The 26198-nt window shown below is 68.8% G+C and carries 22 protein-coding genes and 1 pseudogene; 9 read left to right on the plus strand and 14 right to left on the minus strand.

All coding sequences use genetic code 11. The features are described 5' to 3' along the window. Position 1: 1 nt before the first annotated feature. The gene (locus V9U70_RS00375; RefSeq protein WP_336672359.1) at positions 2-352 is read right to left on the minus strand and encodes a hypothetical protein; all 351 of its coding nucleotides are present in this window, start codon (positions 350-352) and stop codon (positions 2-4) included. A gap of 451 nt (positions 353-803) precedes the next feature. Between V9U70_RS00375 and V9U70_RS00380 the strand changes: the two genes are divergently transcribed. Continuing rightward, positions 804-1439 carry a TetR-like C-terminal domain-containing protein gene (locus tag V9U70_RS00380; protein WP_336672360.1) on the plus strand — a complete coding sequence of 212 codons (636 nt, stop codon included), beginning with the start codon at positions 804-806 and terminating at the stop codon, positions 1437-1439. Positions 1440-1496: 57 nt separating this feature from the next. After that, complete coding sequence (locus tag V9U70_RS00385; RefSeq protein ID WP_336672361.1) at positions 1497-2234, plus strand: hypothetical protein; 738 nt, start codon at positions 1497-1499, stop codon at positions 2232-2234. A 6-nt stretch (positions 2235-2240) separates the two neighbouring features. On the opposite strand, the gene V9U70_RS00390 is transcribed toward V9U70_RS00385, so the two are convergent. The 9 genes from V9U70_RS00390 to V9U70_RS00430 form a co-directional block, all read right to left on the minus strand. Further along, positions 2241-4403, minus strand: coding sequence for an ATP-binding SpoIIE family protein phosphatase (locus tag V9U70_RS00390; RefSeq protein WP_336672362.1), 2163 nt, complete (start codon positions 4401-4403; stop codon positions 2241-2243). 168 nt (positions 4404-4571) lie between these two features. Further along, a complete protein-coding gene (locus tag V9U70_RS00395) occupies positions 4572-5798 on the minus strand; it encodes an MFS transporter (protein ID WP_336672363.1) in 1227 nt (408 codons plus the stop codon). A 315-nt stretch (positions 5799-6113) separates the two neighbouring features. Then, the gene (locus V9U70_RS00400) at positions 6114-6998 is read right to left on the minus strand and encodes a dioxygenase family protein (protein ID WP_336672364.1); all 885 of its coding nucleotides are present in this window, start codon (positions 6996-6998) and stop codon (positions 6114-6116) included. Next, positions 6995-8065, minus strand: a complete 1071-nt coding sequence (locus tag V9U70_RS00405; RefSeq protein WP_336672365.1) for a maleylacetate reductase — start codon at positions 8063-8065, stop codon at positions 6995-6997. Before V9U70_RS00405 ends, V9U70_RS00400 begins: the two co-directional genes overlap by 4 nt. Then, positions 8062-8463, minus strand: a complete 402-nt coding sequence (locus tag V9U70_RS00410; protein WP_336672366.1) for a nuclear transport factor 2 family protein — start codon at positions 8461-8463, stop codon at positions 8062-8064. Before V9U70_RS00410 ends, V9U70_RS00405 begins: the two co-directional genes overlap by 4 nt. Before the next feature lie 26 nt (positions 8464-8489). Further along, complete coding sequence (locus V9U70_RS00415; RefSeq protein ID WP_336672367.1) at positions 8490-9341, minus strand: NAD(P)-dependent oxidoreductase; 852 nt, start codon at positions 9339-9341, stop codon at positions 8490-8492. A 129-nt stretch (positions 9342-9470) separates the two neighbouring features. Continuing rightward, positions 9471-10928: an APC family permease gene (locus V9U70_RS00420; protein WP_336672368.1), complete on the minus strand. Its 1458-nt coding sequence runs from the start codon at positions 10926-10928 to the stop codon at positions 9471-9473. 153 nt (positions 10929-11081) lie between these two features. Then, the gene (locus V9U70_RS00425; RefSeq protein ID WP_336672369.1) at positions 11082-12260 is read right to left on the minus strand and encodes an alpha/beta hydrolase family protein; all 1179 of its coding nucleotides are present in this window, start codon (positions 12258-12260) and stop codon (positions 11082-11084) included. Positions 12261-12414: 154 nt separating this feature from the next. Then, positions 12415-13485: a zinc-dependent alcohol dehydrogenase gene (locus tag V9U70_RS00430; protein ID WP_336672370.1), complete on the minus strand. Its 1071-nt coding sequence runs from the start codon at positions 13483-13485 to the stop codon at positions 12415-12417. 328 nt (positions 13486-13813) lie between these two features. Here V9U70_RS00430 and V9U70_RS00435 point away from each other — a divergent pair, with 328 nt between their 5' ends. Next, the gene (locus V9U70_RS00435) at positions 13814-14548 is read left to right on the plus strand and encodes a helix-turn-helix domain-containing protein (protein WP_336672371.1); all 735 of its coding nucleotides are present in this window, start codon (positions 13814-13816) and stop codon (positions 14546-14548) included. Positions 14549-14597: 49 nt separating this feature from the next. Here V9U70_RS00435 and V9U70_RS00440 read toward each other — a convergent pair whose 3' ends face one another. From V9U70_RS00440 to V9U70_RS00450, 3 genes are read right to left on the minus strand one after another with little or no spacing between them, the layout of a single operon-like run. Beyond that, positions 14598-15278, minus strand: coding sequence for a 3-oxoacid CoA-transferase subunit B (locus tag V9U70_RS00440; RefSeq protein WP_336672372.1), 681 nt, complete (start codon positions 15276-15278; stop codon positions 14598-14600). Further along, positions 15275-15943: a 3-oxoacid CoA-transferase subunit A gene (locus V9U70_RS00445; protein ID WP_336672373.1), complete on the minus strand. Its 669-nt coding sequence runs from the start codon at positions 15941-15943 to the stop codon at positions 15275-15277. The genes V9U70_RS00440 and V9U70_RS00445 overlap by 4 nt, the downstream gene beginning before the upstream one ends. Continuing rightward, complete coding sequence (locus V9U70_RS00450) at positions 15940-17145, minus strand: thiolase family protein (protein WP_336672374.1); 1206 nt, start codon at positions 17143-17145, stop codon at positions 15940-15942. Before V9U70_RS00450 ends, V9U70_RS00445 begins: the two co-directional genes overlap by 4 nt. Before the next feature lie 83 nt (positions 17146-17228). Between V9U70_RS00450 and V9U70_RS00455 the strand changes: the two genes are divergently transcribed. The 6 genes and pseudogenes from V9U70_RS00455 (at position 17229) to V9U70_RS00480 (ending at position 25608) form a co-directional block, all read left to right on the plus strand. Further along, a complete protein-coding gene (locus V9U70_RS00455) occupies positions 17229-18173 on the plus strand; it encodes a LysR family transcriptional regulator (protein ID WP_336672375.1) in 945 nt (314 codons plus the stop codon). After that, positions 18170-18787, plus strand: coding sequence for a TetR/AcrR family transcriptional regulator (locus V9U70_RS00460; protein ID WP_336672376.1), 618 nt, complete (start codon positions 18170-18172; stop codon positions 18785-18787). Before V9U70_RS00455 ends, V9U70_RS00460 begins: the two co-directional genes overlap by 4 nt. 178 nt (positions 18788-18965) lie before the next feature. Continuing rightward, positions 18966-19838 carry a hypothetical protein gene (locus V9U70_RS00465; RefSeq protein ID WP_336672377.1) on the plus strand — a complete coding sequence of 291 codons (873 nt, stop codon included), beginning with the start codon at positions 18966-18968 and terminating at the stop codon, positions 19836-19838. Positions 19839-20077: 239 nt separating this feature from the next. Next, positions 20078-20327 (plus strand): annotated as a pseudogene (locus V9U70_RS00470) (SDR family oxidoreductase); the annotation flags it as partial. 1662 nt (positions 20328-21989) lie between these two features. Next, the gene (locus V9U70_RS00475) at positions 21990-23252 is read left to right on the plus strand and encodes a hypothetical protein (protein ID WP_336672378.1); all 1263 of its coding nucleotides are present in this window, start codon (positions 21990-21992) and stop codon (positions 23250-23252) included. 700 nt (positions 23253-23952) lie between these two features. Next, positions 23953-25608 carry a site-specific integrase gene (locus V9U70_RS00480; protein WP_336672379.1) on the plus strand — a complete coding sequence of 552 codons (1656 nt, stop codon included), beginning with the start codon at positions 23953-23955 and terminating at the stop codon, positions 25606-25608. 63 nt (positions 25609-25671) lie between these two features. On the opposite strand, the gene V9U70_RS00485 is transcribed toward V9U70_RS00480, so the two are convergent. After that, a complete protein-coding gene (locus V9U70_RS00485; RefSeq protein WP_336672380.1) occupies positions 25672-26049 on the minus strand; it encodes a VOC family protein in 378 nt (125 codons plus the stop codon). Positions 26050-26198: the final 149 nt, after the last annotated feature.

Raw genomic sequence — 26198 nt, forward strand, 5'->3', positions numbered from 1 at the left:
GTCACCACCCCTGCCTGTCGAAGGCGCCGGGGGGCCAGGCCGTCCCGGCCCGGGCCACCTCGGACGCCGCGGAATCCTCCAGGGGATCGCACACGCGCGCCGACCGGATCTCGTGCCACCATGCGCTGCCGGCGAAGAGGCAGCACTGCGCGATGGCCCACACCATGCCGAGGGTGAGGTCTCCGGCCACGAGCACCGAGGCGACCGACGTGAAGGAGAAGAGGAGAAGTCCGGCCGCGAGGGGAACCGCGTTGACGGCGAGGAAGACGCGTTGGATGTGATGGACGGTCTGCCGCAGGGCGGGCGACGGCGGCCGGTCGCCGGGGGCAGTTGATACGAAGGGTGGGTGCACGGAAATCTCCGGCCGTTGAGGGACCGCGCGGGCGAGGGAGCGGAAACCAGAGCTCCGCCGGCGGCGCGTACGGGATGGCATGTGCGGGTCGGCGGAATCTGTATGCGCTCCGCCGAGGCGCGGGGGCGATCGCTAGTGCGTCCGTCCGCGACGAGGATCCGTGTGGGGCGCCGTCGCCGGGTGAGGGACGAGTCGCCCGCGTCAGTCACCCGGGCGTGGTGTGTACGCGGGGGTGAGCAGATCATCGGCCGCCGAGCGGCGGCCGGGCACAGAGGTCACATGCGTGAAGGGCCTGGCGGCGAGGGGTTTCACGGCGCGGAGAAGCAGTTTCCGCGCGTGTCTGCCTACTGCTCGACAAGCTTGGCGTGCCATACTCTAACGCAGGAAGTACTGCACTAAGACGACCGGCGGCGAACGACTGCAGGCCGTTCGCCGTGGCGCGAAGGAATCCATGACCGAAAAGTCCGCGCAGCGTCGCCCCGGTGGGCGCACCGCCCGCAACCGCGAGAACGTCCTGCGCGCCACCGCGGAGGTGCTGCTCCACGAGGGCTATGAGCACCTAACGGTTGCCCGGGTGGCCGCCGCAGCCCAGGTTGCGGAGACCACCGTCTACCGCCGCTGGCCGAGCAAGGCACACCTGGCCGCCGACGCACTGTCCGAGCTCGCTAGAACCGACAACCCGATACCGGACACCGGCACGCTCGAAGGGGACCTACGGGCGCTCCTCGGCCAGATCCTCGCGCTCATCGAACGGCCCGAGGTCCGGCGGGTGATCCTCACCGTCGTGTCCCTTGCGACGGACGACGACGAAGTGGTGGCGGCCAAGGTCGCCTTCTGGGAGTCGCGGTTCGTCGGCGCCGCCGCGATCGTGATCCGTGCCGTCGAGCGCGGTGAACTCGCCCCGGAATCCGACCCGTACGAGTTGATCGAGGACCTCGTCGCACCCACGTACTTCCGGCTCCTCGTCACGGGCCGCCCGCTCGACGACCGCCTCGTCGACCGGTCCGTCGAGCTCGCGCTGAGCCGTCAGGGCATCTGCGCCGCACCTGTGCCCGGCCGTCCCGCGTCACCGTCGGCCGACGACTGAGACGGACGCGGCAACGCACCACCACCGAAGCTCACCTCATAGGAACGGAGCAACATCATGAGCAGTGCATCGCCCACTGTGCATGCAATCATCGGCGGCCGCACATTCAGCCGCGACCAGGTGTTGGCGTGGGAGGCCGAACGCCTGCCCGCGGCAGCCTCGAAGATCGGCCTCCCAGTGCCGTCCGGGGACCTCGCCCGGCAGCGCGCAGAATTCGCCGACGCCAAGCTCGCTTTGGGAGCCGCCGAGATCAAGCACCGTCTGCGGCGCGACCTCCGCCTCGGCGACATCGTAGGCAACACCACCGCCCGGATCTCCCGCGGCGGGCGGGCCACGTCGGTGTGCGAGCTCCAGGTGGTCGGCGGCAGCGCGGCCAGATTTGTCCAGTGGTTCGAGGACATCTCCCGGGACGACTACACCCGCTCCATGACCGCGGCGCACCCCGACCACTTTCTCATCCAGGACCTGCCTGACGGGCGGCAGGAAGTGATCGAGACCACCGGCGGCAGTCCCCTTCCCAGCCGGTTCATCATCGACTACACGGACCTGTCTACGCTTGCGACGCCGTCCGATCCCGCTGCCGACGCCGAGGCAGCGGGCGTTGCCATCAGCGGGAAGGGTCTGAACATCGGAGGCGTGCGCCACCAGTTCCGGGACGTGCCGGGAGGCTTCCACGCGCGCCTGTGCGTCGAGTTCCCCCGTGCGATCCTCCCGCGCATCCTCTCCGAACACCCTCGGCACCTGGCCATCGAGTTCTGCAACTGGGTGGAGTTCGCCTTCGGCGCCGAGCACTGAACCCTGTCAGGCCGTGAGCGGCTGTTCGGACCAGATGCACTTGCCCTCGGGCAGGAAGCGCGTGCCCCAGCGCCGGGACACGGCCGCCACAAGCTGCAGACCTCGTCCGCCCTCGTCGGTAGAGGCCGCACGCCGGATGCGCGGGGTGGTGGGACTGCTGTCGTACACCTCGCAGATCAGGGAGGTTCCGCGCAGCAGGCGCAGCCGGATGGGGCCGCTGGCGTGCCGGATCACGTTGCCGACCAGCTCGCTGACAACGAGCTCCGTGGTCATCTCCAGGTCCGTCAGTTCCCAGAGGCTCAGTTGCTCCCGGACGTGCAGCCGGGCTACGCCAGCGGTCCGGGGATCGTCGGGAAGGACGAAAGAGGCGACGTCGCGGTCGGGCATGCCCCGGGTGTGGGCGACGAGCAGGACCGCGTCGTCGTCGTTGTGCTCGCGATAGGGCAGCAGGTCCGACACGACGGCCTCGCACAGCCGGTCCAGGGCGGGTCCAAGGTTGACGTTCCGGCGGGCGGCAGGGGGAGGGCCGCCCCGGCCGAGGGCTCGGGACACCGAACTCTCCAGCTGGTTCAGCCCTTCGTCTATGTCCCTGGTGGCGGACTCGACGAGGCCGTCCGTACAGAATACGAGCAGGCTGTCGTCGGGCAGGTGCAGCTGGTGGGTGGCGAACGGCGGTTCGGCCGCCCCCAACGGCGGGTCGACAGCCGGCAGGGGGCGCACGACGGTGCCATCGGGGTGGACAACGATCGGCAGGGGATGCCCGGCCGAGGAGTAGGTGCAGATCCGTGTGACCGGGTCGTACTCGGCATAGAGGCAGGTGGCGTACGAGTCGTCGTCGAGGCCGCGGACGAGGTCGCCGAGGTGGGCGAAGAGCTCGTCCGGCGGCATATCGAGTTCGGCGAGGGTGCGGACCGCGGTGCGCAGCCGTGCCATGGTGACCGCCTGAGTGACGCCGTGACCCATGACGTCACCGACGACCAGGGCCACCCGGTCGCTGGACAGGCGGATGACGTCGTACCAGTCGCCGCCCACCTCGTCGCTCTGCCCGGCGGGCAGGTAGCGAGCGCCGACGGCGACGGAGGGCACGGCGGGCAGCGCGCGGGGCAGCAGGCCGCGCTGGAGTTCCTGGGCGCGAGTGTGTTCCGCGTCGTAGAGACGAGCCCGCTCAAGCGCTTGTGCGACCAGGCCGCTGAGGGCGGTCAGCAGCGTGCGCTGCTCCTCGGGGAAGGAGCGCTCCCGGGTGAAGGAGATGACGCAGCACCCGATGGGACGGCCGGAGGCGATGAGGGGCAGTACCGCCCAGGCTCTTTTCGCCGATGCGGCCACGAGGCGGTCCAGCGGGGGGAAGTTCCGGAGGAACTCGGCCGGCGACTCTGCGAAGGCGGGCTTGCGTGTGCGCAGGACGGTGGTCGCCGCGGTGTGGGTGGTGAGGGGGACACCTTCGATCTTCTCCAGGAAGTCCTGCGAGTACCCGGTGGAGCCGAGTATGTGCAGGCGGTTGTGCTCGATGACCTCGACCAGCATCCCGTCGGCGCCGAAAGGCGGCAGAACATGCTTCTGTACGGCGCGGGCCACGTCCAGGGAGGTGACGGCCTCCGCGAGGGCCGCGGTGAGTTCGCTCATCCGGAGCTCGGCGTCCGTCCCGTCTCCGGTGCCGTCGGCCGCTCGCGGCCACAGGTCGGTCGCGTCACCGGAGCTCGGCACCCGTCCAGCGGTCCAGGCCGCTACCGCCGCGAGGAACGACCACTGACCCGGGTCAGGCGCGCCGCCCCCGGTCGTGAGCACCGACAGCGCGCCGATCGGCCCTTTGGGGCCGAGCAGCGGCACCGACGCCGTGCCGGACGCGCCGGTCCCCATGGGGTCGGGGGACCAGACGACCGAACCCGAACGTACAGCGCGGGCGGGTGGTACCTCCTCATCACCCCGCAACGTCGCCCATGCCGTGGTGAAGCCCTGCCCCAGGCCGCTCGCCGCGGCCAGGTGCAGCTCCTCATGGACGGCACCACGCAGGTGGACGAGGCCGCCCAGTCCGCACAGGCCCGCCATCGCCTGCTGTGCGGCGAGCGCCAGCGGCGCCGAACCGGTCGATACGTCGGCTTCCAGGAGGCGCAGCCGTGCGGAGCCCGCAGTCGCGACATCACTTGCGGGGCGGGCGTTCACAGTGGCCATATCGCCTCCTGCCAGGGAGCACGGCTCTCTCAGAATAGCTCCGAACACTCCAGCAAACCCGGACGAACCCTCCTGTACGGGACGGATGGGCGGCGGAGGCCGTGCGGTGGTTCCGCAGGGCCTCCGCCGCACCGGCGTGCTGCCGCTGTACCGCGTACGGGAGGGTGGTCAGGCGCTCGGCCGGACCGCGGCCCTGAACTCGGGATCGGCGGACGGCTCCGTGGCGTGTTCGCCGGTGCGCGGCAGCAGCAGAGCTACCACGGCGCCCAGGGCGAAGAAGCCGGCGCAGACCATGAGGCCACCGCTGAAGCCGATCGAGCTCGCGAGGCCCGCCAGGGCGAAGGGAGCGAACGCGGACACGCCCCGGCCGACGTTGAAGCAGAACCCGGCACCGGTGGCGCGGGCCCGGGTCGGGAACAGTTCGCCGAGGTAGGAGCCGAAGACCGCGAAGAAGGCCGTGAAGGCGCCGAACAGCGGGCCGAGCCACAGCAGGGTCGTTTCGTGGGTGGTGAGGGCGTAGACGGGCAGGGTCGCGACCGTGCCGATCAGGGTGAGGATGATGGTCGCGCGTCGGCCGATCCGGTCCGCGAGTATGCCGAAGACGTTGTAGCCGAGGAAGATGCCGACGTTCAGAATCGTCACGAACCAGGCCATCGACTCCGTCGGCAGGCCGCGCTCGGTGGTGAGGTAGGTCGGCAGCCAGGTCATCGCCCCCCAGTAGCCGGTCAGGACCAGTGCTGCCATGAGGGTGCCGAGCAACGTCGTGCGGCGCAGTGGGCCTCTGAGAACGTCGCCCACCGAGACGGACTCGGTGGCCTGGTCGGCTTTCGCCGCCGCCCAGTCGGCGGATTCCCGGAACCAGACGAGGACGATGACGACGGGGACGACGACGGCGGCGCCAGCGATGAGGAACAGCAGTCGCCAGTCCGGCAGGAGCATCCTGGAGAGGACGGCCGCGAGGATGCCGCCGGCCGGGAAGGCGCTGAGGACGAAGGCCGCGGCGCGACCGCGGCTCTTGGCGGGCCAGGTTTCGACGACGTAGGCGGAGACGACGCTCCACACAGTGCCGAGACCTATGCCGGCGAGGAACCGCAGGATCAGGAAGACGGTGAAGCTGGGCACGATGGCAAGAGCGGCTGTGAAGACGCCGAACGTGACGAGTGATCCGACCAGCGCCTTCTTGCGGCCGAAGTTGTCGGCCACGTAGCCGCCGAGGACGCTGCTGACCCCGATGCCCAACAGGGTGGCGGTGGCGAGAAGCCCTGCCTGGATGACGGTCAGGTCCATGTCCTCCCGGATCGCGGGAAGTGCCAGGGACAGGAGGACGATCTCCAGGGCATCGAACAGATAGGCGAGGAAACACCCGCCGAGCACAATCCAACGAGTACGTCGCATGCTTGTACCTCCGGTTCGGGCTGCCGGCGTATCCGGGCAGCACTGATCTGCGTGTCGGGGGAAAGCGAGTAGGTCTCTGGCGGGACGCATCGGGGGCCGGGTTCCGGCAGCACCCGTTCCTGGCGTGCTCGATGCCGGTGGGCGCGCAGTGCGTTAACGGAAGCCCCCGGGGCTCGCGGTCAGGCCCCCGGTTCGGGCCTTTTCGTCAGACCGGCCGTCGGCACACGGTCATGACGTCGAGGCCGCCCCGCTCGGCGCGGGCCGGGCGAAGCGGCCTTGGAACTTCCGGCTACAGGCTCGAGGGTCCCGAGCCGGTCAGTGGTCCTGGTCGGGGACGAGAACGAGGTCGAACTTCATGCTTGTCCAGGGTTCCTGGGGGTGGGTCCCGTCAGGGGCCGGTCCGGCGGCGTGGTACTCGGCCTCGACGACGAGGCTGTCCTTCACTCCGAACACGGCGTCGTCGCCGAGATGAGGATCTCCGGCCACGAAGATGTGGGTGATCAGGGTCCGGTGGCCCGGCGCCACGACCTTGAAGTGGAGGTGCGCCGGGCGCATGGGCCCACGACCCGCGGCCTTGAGGAGATCACCGACGGGGCCGTCATGCGGGATCGGGTATGGCGTCGGCAGGACCGTCCAGAACCGGTACGAGCCGTCCTCCGCCACCCGCAGCCAGCCGCGGCCCGCGGAGTGGTCGGCACCGTACTGCACATCGTAGAAGCCGTCGTCGTCGGCTCCCCAGACGTGCAGGAGTGCCCCGCCGAGCGGGCTGCCGTCCACGGACCGTACCTGCCCCGAGACGTAGCACGGCGTGCCCACTGCTCCGCGCGCGATGTCGCCCCCGAGCGGGACCTCGGGAGCGTCGTCGACGTAGAACGGCCCGAACACGGTCGCTTCCGTGGCCCCGGGCTTTTTCGGCTCGTTGATCGCGACGGTGAGCATGGACAGGCCCAGGACGTCGGACAGGAGGATGAACTCCTGGCGGCGGTCGTCGGTGATGTGTCCGGCGCGGGTGAGGAACGCGATTGCCTTCTCCCACTCCGGTTCGGTGAGCCGGACCTCCCGGGCGAAGCCGTGCAGGTGCCTGACCAGGCTCTGCATGACCTCCCGAAGCCGCGGATCGGCCGCTTTGCTGAAGCTGGCGAGAACCTCTTCGGTCACGGACTGCTCCCGCTTGGCAGTCGGAGGGTGCTCGGTGCTCATGCGTCCTCCCCGGTGGGTGCCGTCCCGGACCACGCGGCGACCAGCAGCGCTTTGAGGCCGTTGGCCGTGACGGGACTGGGGTTGTCGGTGGGCGCGAGCGCCAGGATGTCGTCGAGGACGGCGTCCACGTCGCTCCTGCCCAGTCCGAGGTCCCGCAGCCCGGCGGGGACTTTGAGCTCGCGGCCGAGCTCATGTAGCCCCTGGACGGCGTCGTCTCTGCCGAGCGCGGCGGCGATGCGGGCGGCAGCCCGGGGGGCGTTCGGGGCGTTGAAGGCCAGGACGTACGGCAGCACGATCGCGTGGGTCTCGGCGTGGGGAAGGTCGAATGCCCCGCCCAGCACGTGGCAGATCTTGTGGTGCAGCCCGGACCCGGCGACGGCGAACGCCGATCCGGCGAGATAGGCGCCGAGAAGCAGATCAGCCCGCGCTTCGCCGTCCTTCGGGTCGGTGGCGATGACGGGCAGCCCCGCCGCGAGGTGGCGGATGCCGTCCTCGGCGACGGCGCTCGACACCGGGTTGCGCCGAGGTGCCCAGAATGCCTCGACGCAGTGGGCCATGGCGTTGAGCCCGCTGGCCACCGACAGCGCGGCCGGCAGGGTCAGGGTGAGGTCGGGGTCGTACACGACGGTGCGGGGCAGCACGACCGGGTCCGTGCCGGTGGTCTTGCGGCTCCCCTGGGTCAGGCCCCACACCGGGGTGACCTCCGAGCCCGCGTACGTGGTGGGCACGGCCACGATCGGCAGCCCGGTGGTCAGTGCGACGGCCTTGGCCGTGCCCGTCGTCGACCCGCCGCCCACGCACAGCACCAGGTCGGCGCCGGCTGCCGCCTCGCGGGCGCTCTCGGCGACCTCGAGGGGGACGTGGGGGCGGATGCCGGAGAAGGTGGCCGTGACGCGGTCGGCGAACGGGGCACACAGCTCACGGGCGAGCGCGGTCTCGGACTCGCCGGCGATCAGCAGGATGCGCTGCGCGCCGAAGGCGTCGACCTCGGCGAGCAGCCGGGTGCTCGCGACGCCAGGGCCGAAGACCACACGTCCGGGCAGCGCGTCATAGGTGAATGGGGTCATCGGACTTCCTCCGGAAGGACGGTGGGCTGGTATCCCAGGAGCAGCCAGGTGCCGTTATCGCGCACCCAGACGGCCATGCACCGGTTGGCCAGCGTCTTGCGCACTCCTCCCGCGGTGATGTCGGCGTGCATCTCGCCGAACACCACGGCGGCGTCCCCGACAACGGTGATCCGGTCCACGGGGTGGTCGATGCGGTGGTACACGTAGAAACCCGACCGGAGCTTGTCCCGGTAGGAGTCGAGCGTGTCCACCTCCGCGTTGGAGTGGGTGTACGCGAGCTCTGGATGGGCGAGAGCGGTGAAGGCGTCGATGTCGCCCGCGATCACCGCAGCGTAGCGGGCGTCTTCGAGGGTGCGAATGGTCGCCACGGTCTCGGCCGTGGTGTTGTCAGCAGTCACAGAATCTTCTCTTTCTTCTCTTTCTTTCACGCGCCGCGCGAACCGTTGCGCAGCCGCAGGGCGGTGAGCACCTGGGCCATGTCTTGCTGGCCGAGCCCGTTCTCCGTCGCGTAGTCGAGGACCGCGAAGGCGGCCTCGGAGGCCGGCAGGCTGAGCCGGCGCGTACGTGCCAGGTCGAGTGCCAGGCCGAGGTCCTTGCGGATCAGGGACACCGGAGCTGCCACGCCTGCGGTCTCCGGCGAGAGGAACGCTTCCTCCTTGTAGCCGACGTACGGCGCGCCGGCCGCGCTGTTGCGCAGCACTGTGTAGAAGGTCTTGAGGTCGAGGCCGCCTGATTCTGCGATGAGCAGCCCTTCGGCAACGCCCTGGCTCAGTGCGGCAAGCACGGCGTTGACGGCGAGTTTCGCCGCCGATCCGGCGCCGACGGGCCCGCAGTGGAACTGTGCCGCCGTCATTGCGGCGAGGAGGGGGCGGACCTGCTCGAACTGCTCCGAGCTGCCGCCGACCATCGTGGTCAGCGTCGCGGTCTCAGCCATGGACACGCTCCCCGACACCGGGGCGTCGAGGACGTTGACCGTCGCGGTGTCGGCCAGCTCCCGGACCAGTTCGGGCCCGACGGTGCCCATCACCACGTGGAGGTGATCCGGTGCGGCGTTGGTCAGGCCGTTCAGGACGAGGTCCCGGGTCGTCGCCCCGTCCGGCAGCATGCTGATCGTCAGCCGGGTCTTGGCGAGTTCAGCCGTCGACCTGACGAGCTCGACGCCTTCCGGTGCCTGGCTCAGGCCCGGGTCATGGCCCAGGACGGTGTGCCCGGCCCGGGCCAGGTGAGTGGCCATCGGGCGGCCCATCCGCCCGAGACCTGCGATTCCGATCAGCACGGTGATTCTCCATTGCGTTGTCTGTCAGGCACCGAGCCTCCTGGTCGGTGCTGAGGCGAGCGGGGTCGGGTCCGAGCAGTTGTGCCGGTCCGCCGGAACGCCGCGCGCCTGTGTTGCGGGGATATCCGGTTAGGTGGCGAGTTCGGGGGCCTCCTGACCGGTCTGCTGGCGGCGACGGAGGTGCTGGTGCCGCAAGGCGCCGTAGCCGGCGCATACGACGAGGAGCAGCGGCATCCAGTTGACCCAGGCAGCGGTGCTCTCGGTCACCTGCGAGTAGTGACCGACGATCAAAAACCCGGCGGCCAGGAACCCGAGCGTTGCGAGGCCCGGGGCGATCCGTGTGGCGTAGAGCGACCCGGTGATCCTGCCGCGCACCGAAGCGGCGATCACGCTGACCGAAGCGGTCCCCATCTTGGTGATCATCGACAGCGAGTTGTAACCGGCGATGGCCGGCAGCAGGCCGGCCATGGGGTCCGCGCCCGCCACGACGAAGGGGATCAGGAACACGATGGTGATCAGGAGTTGGCACAGGACAGCGTTGTGGGGCGTCTTCCGGCGGGAGTTGGTGCGGCTGAGGGCCGACCAGAACAGTCCGGATCGCGCGGACGAGAACATGTACCGGGTCGCGAGGTTGTGGAAGGCGATGGCCGCGCCGATGATGCTGATCGCGATCACGAACTTCAGTGGAGTGCTGGTCCAACTGCCCAGGTAGAAACCGAAGAGCTCCGGGACGATCTCGCCCGGGCCGGACTGCGCGACGTCCCGCGGGGCTCCGTTCATCCCCGCGACGACTGCCCAGCTGCCGACGGTGAAAAGACCGGCGAGGAGAAACAGAGCGAGGTACATGGCCCGGGGGACGGTGCGGTGCGGGTCTCGTGTCTCCTCTCCGTAGGCAGCGGTGGTCTCGAAGCTGGCCAGGGACAGCAGTACGAACACGATCGACAGGCCGAATGCGCCACCGGTGAGTCCTGATGGGGCCAGGACGTCCAACTGGAAACCTGAGGGATTGCGCACGAGCACAGCGACAACGAAAGCGCCCAGCAGGAGGAACTGCGTGCCGCAGATCAAGCTGGTGACCTTGCTCGCCACGTCTGCACCGAGGTAGCCGAGGACACCGGTCAGGGCGACGACCAACAGGGAGTAGAGCCACCAGGGAAGGTCCAGGCCGAGGGGCTCGAAGGCACTGTCGAGGAAGTAGCCGGCGACGCCGCAGAAGGCGACGACAGCGAGGTTGTACCCCAGGGTCGCGATGACGGCGATGGCCGATCCCGCCGTGCGGCCCAGGCCGTGGGCCACGTATGCGGAGTAGGCGCCGGAGTCGACGACGTACCGGCCGAGCACGACGTAGCCGGCGGTGAAGAAGAGGAACACCAGCACGGTGAGCAGGATGACGAGCACGGTGGCCGGGCCGACGCCCAGCACGAGACTCATCGACAGGTTGGACGACATCGTGGTGAGCGGTGATATCGCGGCGATCGCCATGATGGCCGCCCCGAAAACACCAATGGAACCCTGCTTGAGCGCCCCCGCTCGCGCAGACCTGACATCGGGCTCACTCACAATGCGGGGTGGTGGGCTGCTCGTCATCGCAAACTCCGTCGGTTGCAGGGCAGACGGGCCAGGAGGGGGCCGGGACGCGGCTCCTCGTCGTGGCCTGGGCACGGGGACAGCGCGTGGTCCGCGACTCGTCCACCCAGGGGAAAAGAGCCCGTCCGGTTCACCGTCACAGGGCCGAGGCAATCAGCGCTGCGCCGGGGCCGTCCCGTACACGTCGGCGATCCAGTCCGCGATGTAGCTGGTGGTGGGCGAGATGTTGTCCGCCGCGACGTGCTCGACGCCTCCGTCCTTCTCGGTCATGATCTTCAGCTCCCGCCGTGGGCTGTTGACCGCGGCGTCGTACTGCTTCTGCGCCATGTCGACGGGGATCTGACGGTCGTTCGCCCCGTGCAGGACGAGAAACGGCACACGGATGCGGTCGCTGACCTCCACCAGGCTCATGCTGCCCGCGAACTCCAGGAAGTCGTCGGCCGAGTCCTTGCCGAACACCCACAGCAGATGTTCGACGAAGTGCGGAACCGACTTCTCGCCAGCGTGCGGGTTGCCCTGCTGCAGGCGCCGGCGCTGCAGTTCCGACCAGTCGTAGATGGCTCCCCAGGCGACGCACAGGCTGAAGCGTGGCTCGAAGGCGGCCGCACGGGGCGCGTAGTAGCCGCCGAGCGACCAGGCCGCGACACCGATGCGTGCCGGGTCGCAGTCGGCGCGGGTCTCGAGATAATCCACGCAGGCCGTGCCGTAACGCTCGCTCTCGGCGAAGCCGGTCATGCTCCGCAGCCGCAGGGACTCACCGGACCCCGGCTGGTCGATGATGAGGGTCGACACACCGCGCCGGGCGAGCTCCTGGGCGATGCCGGTCCCGTAGACCATCTCCTTGGTCGAGTCGAGTCCGTTGAAGAAGACAACGAAGGGGCTCCTGCCGCCCGTCCGCGCTTTCACGAGCAGACCAGGCAGGGAGCGCTCTCCCTGATCGTCCTGGTAGGGAACCTCGACGAACTCGCAGTTCTCCTCGCCCAGGGTGACCGCCTTGCGGAAGCAGTCCAAGCCCGACGTGTACGCCTGTGCGCGGGGGGCGTAGCTGTGCTTCTGCATGCGCTCGGCGGTCAGGAAGTACACCGCAGCGCGCCGGTACCGGGCGGCCGCCGAGAAACCGCGCCCCGCGGCCGCGTCGGCATCGGCGAGGCCGGCCAGACGCCGGGCCACGCCGCACCACGACTCGAAGAACCGCTCCGTCGACGCTTCTTCCGGGCCGGCAGCCAGCAGCGGCCGGCATGCCTCGTCCACCTCGTCGATGACGGCTCCCGTGCTCAGTGCCAGATTGAGCGACAGATTCCATACGTAATTTCCGGGGAAGTACTCGAACATTCCGCACAGCCTTTCTGTTACTGACGCATCGGTCGCCGCCTGCGGCGACCGGAATCTGCGCCGCTTTCCACGAGTCATCCGGCCTGGTCGGCTAGGAGGGAGCGTTGCTCCGCACGGCCCCGGCGCGGCGGAGAATGCCCGGCGGATCAGCTCTTCAGCTGTGCGCCGTAGGGTCTACCAGGATCTTTCCGTCGACCGAGCCGTTCGCCAGGCGCTCCAGGCCGGAATCCACCAGCCTGTCGAGGGGTATCACCTCGTCGAGGAGGAGACTTCCCAGCGGCCCGGTGGCGAGGATCTCCAGCGCCGGGCCCAAATCTTCGCCGCAGATGTGGGCGACCGTGGAGTCGATGGTGATCTCGCGCAACGCCAGGGCGAACATGTCCACGGTCGGCTTCTCCTTGGGCAGACCGACGGCCAGGACTCGCCCCCCGGTGGCAACCATCGCGAGCGCGTTCTCGTACTGCCCCGGGGCCCCGCTGGCCTCGATCACGACATCGGCGCCTACACCGGCTGTTTCCTCAAGCACCAGCGCGACGACGTCGTCGCGGGCGGAGAGGGTGCGCGTCGCGCCGAGTTCCAGCGCACGCGCCAGTTTCGGACCCGGCAGGTCGATCACGGTCACATCCGCTGTGTGCAGGTGCTGCAGGCCGGCGAGAACGAACGTTCCGATCGCGCCGGCGCCGATCACCACGACGCGGTCTCCGTGACGCACGCCCGCGCGACGGGCGGCGTGGAGCCCCACCGCCAGCGGCTGTGCCATGCCGGCGTGATCGAGGGACAGCCCCTGGGGCACCGGGCGCAGTGTGTGCGCGGGGACCGCGACGTACTCGGCGAGACCGCCGTGGGCGTTGAGTCCCAGTGTGTAGTAGCGGCGGCAGACATTGGTCCGCCCCTGCGCGCAGCGGTCGCAGGCGCCGCACCACACGCCGGCGCCCGAGGCGACGACGTTTCCCGCGCGCAGGGGCACGTCTCCGCGGACGTCCACCACCTCGCCCACGAACTCGTGGCCCGGGATCATGGGTCCCAGATGGCCGCTCGCCGGGTGCCGTAGGGCGAGTGGAACCATCACCGGGCCCTTGGCCCACTCCGTGGCGTCCGTGCCGCAGATGCCGTTGCGCCGTACAGCGATCAGGGCCTCTCCGTCTCGCGGCGCGGGCACCGGCACATCCTCGACGCGGATGTCCCGCACACCGTGGTACACCGCGGCACGCATCGTCTCAGCCATGATCAACTCCCAGCTCTGGTACTCCGGCGAACCGTCGTCGGCGGCTCCTTTTGCGTCAGTCCTGCGGCTCCGGAAACGGGTCGGCGGCCGATCTGACGACGGGGTGACTCGCGCACCTGAAGACTTGATGTTCAGTGGCACTGAATATGTGCGCCCATACTGAACATTGGTGGCGTCGGTGTCAACGGGTTGTTACGAAAGGCTGCAGTTCTCGCGGCCTCCGCCACGAACCCCGACTCCACCGGCTGTTTACTCATACCGAACACGTGTAGCGTTCTGTAACAGCAGCGACCGGTGAAGGCGCCGGTCCCGGAGGACGGGGTAGTCCATGGAGGAACGCATCGGGCCGGCTCTCCGCCAGGCGAGAAAGGCGCGCGGTATCACCCTGCGGGCCCTCGCGGCGGACGCAGGGGTGTCGGCGAGCCTTCTGTCACAGGTGGAGAACGGCAAGTCCCAGCCCTCCGTGAGCACGCTCTACGTACTGGTCAGCAGACTGGGTATCTCACTCGATGACCTGCTCGGCCTCGACGTGCGGGAAACGACTGCCGAAGAGCCTTTGAGTGGCGCCGCCGGACCCGCCGGTGTCAGCCGCCCGGGGTTCACGCTCCAGAGAGCGGCCGACAGTCCCGTCCTGAACATGGACAGCGGCGTGCGGTGGGAACGTCTGGCGTCCTTCGACGACGGCATGGTGGAGGCCCTCCTCGTGACCTACCCGCCAGGCGCGAGCAGCTCGGCGGAGGGAGCCCTCATGCGGCACGGGGGCTTCGAGTTCGCCTATCTGATGGAGGGTTCGCTGACACTGACCCTGGAGTTCGACCGGTACGAGCTCGGTGCCGGTGACTCGTTCTGCTTCGACTCGACGCGCCCGCACCTGTACGTCAACGACAGCCGCGCAACGGCCCGCGGCCTGTGGTACGTCATCGGCCCCAACTCCGCCGAACACACCCGCGAGCGGCTTACGGACGTTGTCTCCCGGGTAGTCGCCGGCAAGGCTCCGAGCCCGCTCGACGCCGGTGACGCGATCCGGCGCCTCGGCGTGAAGGGCCTCGTGTCCGGCGGCTGAACGCCGGGGCCCCAGCCTGTCCCGGCGGTCGTCGGACACCGGGCCGCATTCAGGTGTGCGGCGTCAGCAGCGGGAGGCCCAGGCGTCCCGCGAGTTCCTCCACGCCGATGCCGAAGGTCTCCCGGACCGTGACGCCCTGCGGAGTTATGTCGAGGACGGCGAGATCGCTGTAGACGCGGTCGACGCAGCCGAGCCCGGTCAGCGGGTAGGTGCACCTGGGCACCAGCTTGGGGGCCCCGGTCTTGGTGAACAGCGTCATCATCACGTAGACCTTCTTGGCGCCGATCGCCAGGTCCATGGCCCCTCCGACCGCCGGGATGGCGTCCGGCGCACCGGTGTGCCAGTTGGCGAGATCACCGGCCGCGGAGACCTGGAAGGCGCCCAGGACGCAGACGTCGAGGTGCCCGCCGCGCATCATGGCGAAGGAGTCGGCGTGGTGGAAGTACGCGGCTCCCGGCCGTTCGGTCACGGGGATCTTGCCGGCGTTGGTGAGGTCGGGGTCGATCTGGTCGCCGTGGGCGGCGGGTCCCATGTGGAGCATGCCGTTCTCGGTGTGCAGCACCACTCCGGCATCCGCGGGCAGGTGATCGGCGACGAGGGTCGGCTGGCCGATGCCGAGGTTGACGTACGAGCCGCGGGGAACGTCCCGGGCGATGACGGCGGCGATCTCCTGCTTGCCCAGGGGCCGGGGCCGCCCGTGGGCATCCTCTCGGCTGGTGTGCTCGTTCACGCGCTTGCCTCCTGCACTACGCGGTCGACGTGGATGCTCGGTGTCACCACGGTCTCGGGGTCGATGCCGCCGGTGTCCACGAGGTCACGGACCTGCGCGATCACCGTGGTGGCGGCGGTGGCCATGACGGGGCCGAAATTGCGGGCGGTCTTGCGGTAGACGAGGTTGCCCATACGGTCGGACCGGTGCGCACCGATCAGCGCGACGTCACCCTTGATCGGGTATTCCAGGACGTACGTCCGGCCGTCGATGATCCGGGTCTCCTTGCCCTCGGCGAGCAGGGTCCCCGCGCCGGTGGGGCAGAAGAAAGCGCCGATGCCGGCTCCGGCGGCCCGGATCCGCTCGGCGAGGTTGCCCTGCGGCACCACCTCGAGCTCGATCCTGCCCGCCCGGTAGAGCTCGTCGAAGACGTAGGAGTCGGTCTGCCGGGGGAAGGAGCAGACGACCTTGCGGACCCGGCCCCTGGCCAGCAGCGCAGCGAGGCCGGTGTCGCCGTTGCCCGCGTTGTTGGACACAACGGTCAGGTCCTTGGCGCCCTGGCGGATGAGCGCGTCGATGAGCGCGACCGGCATGCCGGCCATTCCGAAGCCGCCGACGAGCACAGTGGATCCGTCCTCGACGCCCGCGACCGCCTCGTCCGTGGTGTCACACAGCTGGACGGTCACCGGCTTCCCTCCGTCACGTTCTCAAGGACCACGGCGAGCCCCTGTCCGACCCCGATGCAGATGGCGGCGACACCCCACCGTTGGCCGGACTCCTTCAGGCGGTGGGCGAGTGTGCCGAGCAGCCGGCCGCCGGATGCGCCCAGCGGGTGGCCCAGAGCGATGGCACCGCCCTTGGCGTTGACTGTCTCCGGGTCGATCCCCCAGGCGCCCACACAGGCCAGGGCCTGCACCGCGAACGCCTCATTGAGCTCGACCGCCGAGACGTCGGACCACGTGATACCCGCACTCTTCAGGGCCCGGTTCGCGGCCTCCACCGGCGCGAAGCCGAAAGCCTGCGGATCGAGCGCGAACACCCCGCGCCCGGCGACGCGGGCCAGCGGATCGGTTCCGATGCGGGCCCCGGCCGCCTCCGAACCGAGGAGCACGGCGGAAGCACCGTCACTCAGTGGCGAGGCGTTACCCGCCGTGATCGCGCCATCGGGGCGGAACGACGGCTTGAGCACAGCAAGCCGCTCGACGGTGGAACCGGCCCTGATGCCTTCGTCCCGCTCCAGCACCGTGCCCTTCCCCTCCGCCACCACCGGCAGCACGGTGTCGTCGTAGAAGCCGGCCGCCCACGCCTCCTCGGCGAGGACGTGGGACCGTACGGCGAAGGCGTCCTGCCGCTCCCGCCCGATGCCGAACCGGTCGGCAAGCTGCTCGTTGGCCTCCCCCAGGGAGACGGTCCACTCCTTCGGCATCCGTGCGTTGACGAGGCGCCAGCCCAGGGTGGTGGAGACGGCGGTCACGTCCCCGGCGGGGTGGGCCCGGTCGGGCTTGGGCAGTACCCACGGGGCCCGGGTCATCGACTCCACGCCGCCGGTCAGGACGATGTCCGCGTCGCCGGTCTCGATGGCGCGCGAGGCGATGATCGCCGCGTCCAGGGAGGACCCGCACAGGCGGTTGACGGTCGTGGCGGGCACCGAGGTGGGAAGCCCCGCCAGGAGGACGGCCATCCGCCCGACGTTGCGGTTGTCCTCACCGGCGCCGTTCGCGTTGCCCCAGACCACGTCGTCGATCCCGCCCGGGTCCAAGGCCGGCACCTTCGCCAGAACGCCGCTCACCACCATGGAGGCCAGATCATCCGGCCGCACACCGGACAGGGCTCCCGAGAACCGCCCAAAGGGCGTTCTCACCGCCGCGTACACATAACTGTCGGTCATTTCCCCACGGTAGAACCAGGCGCTTCATCACGTCCAAGACCCAATGCTTCTTCATTGATAAGCCAGGCGCATATATTCGGGGGATGGAGCTCCGACAGGCCCGCTACTTCCTTACGCTCGCTGAGGAGTGCCACTTCGGGCGCGCAGCCGCCCGTCTGCACGTCGCCCAGCCTGCGCTGTCCCAGCAGATCAAACAGCTGGAGCGTGAGCTGGGCATCCCGCTCTTCAACCGTTCCACCCGCCGCGTCGAACTCACCGAGGCTGGCCGGCACCTCACCGGCTACGCCCGCACCCTGGTCACCGAGGCCGAACGCGCCCGCGTTCACATGACGGAGCTCGCCACCGGCCGGTCGGGCCGCGTCTCCCTCGGCTTCATCGGCACCGCTACCTACGACGTCCTCCCGCGTGTCGCCCGCACCGTACGGGCCGAACAGCCCCACATCACCCTGGAACTGCGCGGCGAACTCCTCAGCCCCCAGCTCGCCGACGGCCTGCTCACCGGCGCCTACGACCTGGCGGTCCTTAGGCCCGGTGCCCACCCCGAGGGAGTGAGCCTCACACCCCTGCGCACCGAGCCGCTGGTGGCCGTCCTCCCCACGAACCACCCGCTGGCCGGAGAACCACAGGTCTCCCTGAGCGCGCTGGCCGGTGAACCGTTCGTCATCCACCCCGCACAACCCCGCTCCGCCATGCACGACCGGGTGCTCACAGCCTGCGCCCGCGCCGGCTTCCAACCGCCCTCCCTCGTTGAGGTCGGGGAGACGGCCACCCTCGTCGTCCTCGTGGCCGCCGGACACGGCGTGGCCCTGGTGCCCCGGTCGGTACAGAGTCTCCGGCTCGACGGCGCGACCTACGTCCCCCTGGCCGAGACCGAGGTCGTCGAGCTCGTTCTGGGCCGACGGGTCCACCGCAATACACCCGCCGTGCGGCAGGTCGCCGCGGTCATCGAGGAGTGCGTACGCCCCGAGGGGATCGCCGCGTCCCTCTACGATGACCGCGTGCACCAGTCGGAACGGGGCGGGATGTGACGGGACGGGATCAGCCGCGGCCGCGGCGGCCCGGCGGCCGCGCGGCCCTGGTCGTCGCCGCGGTACGACGGGCGACCGAGGAACTGCTGAAAGAAGTGGGCTACGAAGGGCTAGCCCTCCCCGAGGTGGCGGCTCGCGCACAGGTGAACAAGACGACCGTCTACCGCCGCTGGCCGAGCAAGGTGGATCTGGTCACCGACCTGTTCCTGGCCCGCACGGCGCAGCAGGACGCCGGCCGGGACACCGGAAGCCTCGTCGGTGACCTGACGGCCCTGCTCCAGGACGTCGTGAGCAATGTGAACAGTCCGGCCGCGCGAGCCGTGTTCAGCGTCCTGATCGGCGGTGTCCTGGACGAAGAGGCACGCGGGGCGCGCGAGGCGTTCTGGGCCGAGCGGTTCCGCCGGGGCGCCGTAATCGTCGAGCGTGCCGCCGAACGCGGTGAGCTCCCCCGCGGCACCGACACCCGTCTCCTCCTGGAGGACGCGTGCAGCCCCGTGTACTACCGCCTGCTGATCATCGGTGAGACCGTCACCGAGGAAGACATTGCACTGTTCGCCCAGCGCGCCGCGCAGCGAGCCCAAGGACGTTCGGGCGACGACGTCCGCTGCCATTGACCAGGCCGTACGCCGGGGTGACGCAATCGTCCGTCACCCGCCGGAGCACCGCACCGCAACGATGTCACGCTCCGTATCCGAACGTGTACCTGCGTCCAGGCTCTTGACTCCCACAACCTCCACTCCCACCCTAAAGCAACCGTAGTTGCCACAGTGGATGACAGCAGGAGGTACGCACATGCCGACCAGGAGAAGCTTCCTGACGATGACGGCGCTGGCGACGGGTGTAGGACTCACCCCGTGGGCCCTGCCCGGAGCAAGCGCGGCAACCCCGACCCTTGAGCTGACGACGTACATCAACGACCGGAGGTACGACCGCACAGCGGTCCTCCAATGGGAGGCACGCCGCCTGAAAGTAGCGGCCGAGCGACTGAGCCACCACCTGCCCGCCGCACTCTCGGCCGAACTGGGCGCCCTCCTCGACGACTCCGCTCCCAACGTGGAGCACGTGTCCCGGGACCGGGAAAAGCTGGCGGACGTGAAACTGCGCATGGGCCGGGAGGCGATCCGCGACCACCTGGCCCCCGACCTCGCGATCACCGAACCGATAAGCGTGCTCGCGGCCGCCATGGACGAGTGGTCGGCCAGCCGGACACGGGTCGATAGCTCACTCGGCACCGCCCAGGGCTTCCTCGACTGGTTCAACGGCCGCACCGAGCAGAACGACGAACGCTCCATGCTCGTCGCCAACCCCGACCACTACCTCATCAGTAGCCCCCGCGCCGGGGCCCAGGAAGTACTCGAAGTGACCGGCGGAGCCATGCTGGCCGCCCAGTTCTTCATCGACTACACGGACACCGCCGGCGTCCCGATCGAGGAGGACCCCCTCTACCCGGTCCAGACCTCCGGCTGGGCCCGCACCTCCGACGGCACCAACATCGGCGCGGTCCGCCACCAGTTCCGCGACAACCCCGGTGGCGGATTCAGCGCGATGCTCACCGTGGCGTTCCCGGCGACGTTGCCGCCGTGGATGTTCACCGAGCACCAGTGGCACCTGGCATGCGAGTTCTCGAACTGGGTGACGGGCTACCTCGACTCCGCCCCGATCTGACCGCACGCGCCTTTCAGCACCACGGTGCACCCAATCCTATTGGTACGGAATCGCTTCTCCGGGCCCGACGCGGCGTCATCCCCAGTTCGGCGGGCCAGTCGGTGAGTCGACCATCTGCTGGCCGATCGAGCCGGGCGAAATGCGCCTCGCCTGCACTACCATCCCGCGGTGGAGCCTTTAGGCCCGCGGGTCACACCTGGGAGCAGACCCGGCCGCAGTTGCGCAGGCGGCGTCCCCTCCGCCTCTACGACTATGCCGAACTGTTCCTTTCCGCACGAGCAGTACGACCCCGAACCGGCCTACGAGCGCACGGTGCAGGTCCTGCTCGGCGAGGGCCCGCGCTACCGCCACCTGCTGCCGGAAGAGATGGAGCCGCAGGCCCGCCAACAGGTTGACGCGCTCTGGGACCGGCACCTCAACGACGGCAGCCGCCCCGCCCTCGTGCAGAAGGGGTACGACATCAGTCCGGGCACACCGGTGCAGGACTGACGTCCTGCAGTCAAGCCACCGCAAGGTCGTCTACAACGCCGTGGAGGGCTTCGGGCTGCGCACCATCCTGTTCGTCGAGGATCACTCGACCATGTTCTAGGCTCCCACCCGGTCGAGTGCCAGCAGTTCCCTTCCTCGCAGACTTGAAGGCCGCTGCGGGTGCCTATGGAGGGGCACCGTCACCGCACGGCGCGGGCGGTGCCTGTTTCCTCGGCCAGGGTGTGCAGGGGGTCCGTGCTGGAACGCCTCGTCGTGTGCGGAGCTGGTCACCGGGCAGCCCGCCCTCATCGGCGTACAGCAGCCGGCCCCGTGGTGTCCTTCGACCACGTGAGGTAGTTCCGGGCGAAGCGGGCGGCAATAGATTCGCGACCTCACCGAAGATGAGCACCAAAGTCTTCCCACATGGCTGCCGCACGGGGCCGGTAGCCCGACGGCACGAGGCCAGGTCCTGCTCGATGAAGCGCAGCTACGGCCTCGGCCCCCAGCCCTGACACCAACGCAAGACGCATCCCCGGCGCGAGGCCACCCGCCCCACACCCTGCAGCGTCTCGACCACGAACGCCCAGCATGGATCGCCCAAGGGCCCCGGTTCTGACCATTCCCCCTCCAGGCCAGCCCGAAGCCGGTCGGCCAGTCGCCGCAACATAGACCACTATCGCCGGTTACCCAAACCGGCGATTCTCGCGACACTTGAAGCTCCCCTTTCCCCCAGAACTCCAGCAGTCCGCCATGCGCGCGACCTGTTGGTCACCACGTCGGAGGAGCCGTTTCCCAGCCCCACTCCCACCCGCGCGCCCGAATAAGCCGGGCAGCGAGCTCTACCCAGCGTTACCGCGCAAACGCGCCCACAGAAGGCTTCTGCCCATGATCAGGCGACGACGTCCACAGCCGGGAGTGCTCACCGATATAGACACTGCAGGTCAAGGGGCCGCGAGTGCCCGCCGAAACGCGGAACCTACACTCGGCATCCAGGCCACCAGCCGCTTGCAGTACGAAGCTGTCGTCCTCCACCACATCGCCGGTTGCACCATCCACCGCACCAGCGAAACCACCGGACGCCCCCCGGAGAAGATCCGCCACCTGTTACGCACCTGGCCGCCCCCGGCCGGCAGCCAGGAAGACGAACACGTGGAAGACCGCTGCCGCACAAGGCCTTGAAGCCCGTCTGGGGTTCTCCGCACTTCGCAGAAACTCCGGCGGCAGGAAGGGGCGCCCGGCGGCCTCGGCCCCGGGTCGCCTCGCGGGAATGGGTTGGGCTCCACGCCCTGACCTGGGACTTCGCGAGACAGCCCCGGAACTCGATTGCCTGATGGGGACTGGAGTGCGGCGGGATGCCCGGTCCAGGTGCCGCGCGGGCCGCTGCGGGCTGCGCGGCATCACGCGCGGAGCAGCACCGAGGCCTGGAGCGGCACCCGGCACCCTGGGGTGGCGCCCCGCCGGGGCAGCCGAGTGGGTCTGGCGGCCGGATGAATCTTGGTGAAGGAGGCGCGGGCCCCTACGGCCGTGTCCCGGTCCGCTGCTGGCTAGCTGAACTCACCAGGGAGATTCGGCCGTTGAAGCATTTTGGCCATTCGCTCCGACTGTACGTAAACCGCCTGTGTGGAGTACGGCGACGCGAGACAGTACCCATGTAACTGTATGGACACTTAAAGTGAGGGTTGTGTGGTGTTCGGAAAAAAGGACGGGAGCGACACAGGTGGCAACGGGGAGCGCGAAAGCATCTCCAGCGGCCTGACGATGCTGCATCAGGCGATGCTGCATACCGGGACCACGCTGAGCGAGAGCATCGAGCAAGGGCTCAAGGAGGTGAAGCAGTCCAACGAGACGGGCCACACCCGTATCGCCGGAGAAAACTCCTCGATGACCAAGGCCCTGCGGGACATCCGAAACCTGCTGCCTGCGTCATACCCGGCCCCGGACACCGCCACCGCTGACGAGGTGCAGCGGCTGAGCGCCCTCGTGGAAAGCATGCAAGTCACGCTCGCCGACATGAAGCAGACCGTCACAGCCTCCTTCCCGGTCCCGGTCCCGGTCCCGGTCCCGGTCCCGGCCGCGGTCACCTCTGCGGGGATCGGCGGGCAGGACTTCGCTGCGGCCGACGATCTGTACAGCGGTGCACCCCTGCTGAACGTCGTACCCGAGCAGCGGACGGACAGCACCGACACCGCTCTTCGTCCAAGTCCGGCAGATGACTCGGTCACGGCAGCAGCGGCCGGCACCGGACCTGAGAACGAAGCCGGGCCGGAAGTCGAAGCCGGCCTCGATGACGAGGCCGAGCCGGAGGCCAAAAGCGCGCAGGAAGCGCCCTTGACACGGGACCAGCTGACCGAAGCCATCCGCGAGGTCCTCACACCGCTGATCACAGCCCTGCCCCCTGTGCCGGCTGAGGACACGCTCCCGGCCGTCGCGGAACTGGGCAAGCAGATCGCCGCACTGCGGGCGGAAGTCGCCGACCTCGCCGGACGCCTCCCGCTCACACAGCAGGACAAGGAGACCGAAGAGCAGGAACGGCCCGCGCCCGACCCGGGTCACAGCAAGGTCCTGACGCAGGCTGCGGGAATCTCCTCCGCCGTCCTGGTGTGCCACCGAGATCTGTGGGAGCTCCTGTCCGGCTGGGCTGGCGGGCACCCCCACTTCCGGATGCCTCCGCACATCGCCGACCAGGGCGAGAACCGGATCGCGGCCGACATCTCAGGCCGGTCCCTGATCGCCGTCCTCATCAGCCTGGCCGCCCTCCGGCGTACAGCTACCGACGGCGACGGGGACGGCGAACTCGCCGGTGCCGTCTATCAGCGCATCAGCGACAGCCTCACCGCCCTTTCCCCGGACAGCGGCCCCCTCGTCACCATCACTCTCGACGACCGCTCACCCCACACCCCCAACAGGGGCGATGGCACGAACACCGAACCCGCTCCCTCCTCCTGACCGGCATACCCAAAGAGAGGAAACGCAGCCGCGGACCAGCTGGCCTCATGCTGTTCGCTCCAGACGGCCGGGCGCAGCCGCCGGTGTGATCGTGGCCAGCCCGGCCCGCTCGGCCGCCAGGCGCCGCAGGGCCCGCGCCCGGGCTGCGTCGCTGGAGCAGGCCCTCTGCTGACCTGCGGCTTTGGCGCGAAGTTCCTCCACCGCCTGGCGGCCGTCGGCGAAGGCCTCCACCGGCTCTCTGCCTGGTCCTTGAGCTGCCGCTCGATCGCGGCTTGGACGTTGGGGGTCGGTTTCCGCTGCGCTGCGTTCCAGGTGGCCCGGTGCGCGGTGATGGCCTGGTGGAAGCCGTCCGACGCCATTGCTCGGGTCTTCGCCTCTGATGTCTCTGGCGTGGCCGAAGCGGACCTCGGCGCGGGCGGGGCGGGCCGTTCTGCGGTTCTGGCCCCGGCGGGCAGGACGGCGGACGGTGCGCACCGTGCCGGTGCCGGTGGACTCGTTGGCCGCGGTGATGAGGCGGGCGCTGATCAGCCGGAGCTGGGTGGCGTAGGCAGGGAATTCGATCCGCCTCGCCTACGTCTGGCTCCGCGAACTCGGCCACTTTCCACCTGATGCACCAGCCACGCTTCTGACCCTCGTCAACCGCTCCGGTCAGGTCGGCCCCGCTGGTCTCGTGGACCGATACCACCTTCGGTGCGAACCGGTGCGGAACCTGATCGTCGACTACTTGACGGAGCGCCAGCCAAGTTTGGACTACAGCTCCCTCAGAAGCCTGTCCACGGTGCTGGCCAGCAACTTCTGGGCAGACCTCGAACGCCATCACCCAGGCATCGACTCCCTGCGGTTGTCGGTCGAGATCAGCACGGCATGGAAGGCGAGGTTGGCCTCGAAGACGATCCGTGCGAGGCAGCCGAACGGCGTCGTTGCTCAGGTCACCGAGCCGCGGGCCCGCGCATCCATGATCAAGCAGGGAGTGCGTGCCTTCTACCTGGACATCGCGCACTGGGCTTTGGACGAGCCCGAGCGGTGGGGGTTGTGGGCTGCGCCGTCCCCGATCAGCGAGGGTGAGTGCTCGCACAAGAAGGCCGAACAGCAGCAGAAGTCCTGGGCGGACCAACGCACTCGTGAGCGGTTGCCCGTGCTGCCGGCGCTGGTCCGTGCAGTTGACCGCCAGCTCAAAGAGGCACGGGCCCGCCTTGACGCCCTGAACGCCGCGCCTTTGGGCAGCGCTTTCACCGTGCTCGACGAGACTTTCACCGTTCCTCTGAGCACGCAGCGGTCCGATGGACGGCCCAGGACCGCCATCGACGCGCACGGTCAGCGGCGTGATTTCGGCACCGAGGAGAAGGCGGCTTTCTGGGGCTGGGCAACGATTGAAATCCTCCGGCACACAGGAATTCGGATCGAAGAACTCCGCGAACTGGGGCATCACAGCATCATCAGCTACAGGCTTCCCTCCACCGGTGACACAGTTCCGCTTCTCCAGATCGCGCCGTCCAAAACGGATCAGGAACGTCTCTTGCTGGTGACCCCCGAGCTTGCCGACGTGCTGAGCGCCGTTGTCTCACGCGTGCGCAATGAGAGTGGGGTAATCCCATCCATCTCCAGTTATGACCAGCATGAGAGAAAATGGAATGCGCCCATGCCACTCCTCTATCAGTGGCGCGTCACCGGAGAGGACCGGAGAATCGCCGAAACCACCATTAGGCGTTCGATCAACGGAGCGCTGCAAGCGTCAGGTCTCGTTGACAACTCTGGAAACCCGCTGAGGTTCATGCCTCATGAATTCCGACGAATCTTCATCACAGACGCCATCCTCAACGGCCTCCCACCGCACATCGCGCAGGTTGTCGCTGGTCACGCCAACATCAACACAACCATGGGATATGCCGCCATCTATCCCGTCGAGGCCATCGAAGCACACCGCTCATTCATCGCTCGCCGCCGGAGCCTCCGGCCCTCCGAGGAGTACCGAGCGGTGACGCCCGAGGAGTGGCAGGACTTCCTGGGGCACTTCGAGCGGCGCAAACTCGCCTTGGGAGAATGCGGTCGGGCCTACGGCACCGACTGCAATCATGAGCACGCTTGCGTCCGTTGTCCGGTCCTTGTGATGAGCGCCAGTGACAGGCCGCGCTTGGTGGAGATCCGAGACAATCTCAGGAAGCGGATTGCTGAGGCTGAGAGTGAGGGATGGCTCGGCGAAGTGGAAGGACTGTCTGTCAGCCTGGATGCAGCTGACCAGAAGATCTCACAGCTTGATGAACGCGACTCACGGAAGACGTCTCCGGTCTTTATCGGAGTCCCTGTCTTCGAGCGGATCACCGGTCGCACCATCGACAATGAGGAGCCCACGCGGTGATGCAGATCGAGAATGAAAACGCTGCTGTGAGACCTGGTCGCTGACGCGCACCGGGCAGGCCGTTCAACTCTTTTGATCTCTGACGAGGCAGAAGGGATGCCCGGCCGGATCCGTGAAGACCCGCCATCTGTCCTCATCCGGCTGGTGATCTGGCTTGCTGGCGCCCAGCTCCAGCAACAGGCCTTCGGTCTGGTCGAAGTCCTCGACTGAGAAGCAGATGTGGAGTTGCTGCGGCACGGTTTGGTCGGGCCACGTCGGAGCCCGGTACTCGTCGACTCGTTGAAATCCGAGGAAGAGTCCGTCCCCGCGGTTAAGACCGGCGAAGTCAGCGTCCGATTTGGGATGGGGTTCAAGGCCGGTGGCCTGCTGATAGAACGCGGCCAGGGCCAGCGGATCAGGACAGTCGAGTGTTATCGCGGCCAACTTCATCTGCAGGGGCACGGAACCTCCGGGCGATCGGTGGACCTTAGCGTTGGATCATGATGCTCGGATCGACGCCATGGCTTCAACCTCAATAGTTCAGAGAAGTCCGGGACGATGTCCAGGCGGCCAGTGTCCGCGTCGAACGCCACGGCCTGGACCCGCCCGGC

This window comes from Streptomyces pratensis (assembly GCF_037137275.1).
Classification (GTDB): Bacteria; Actinomycetota; Actinomycetes; order Streptomycetales; family Streptomycetaceae; genus Streptomyces; species Streptomyces pratensis_B.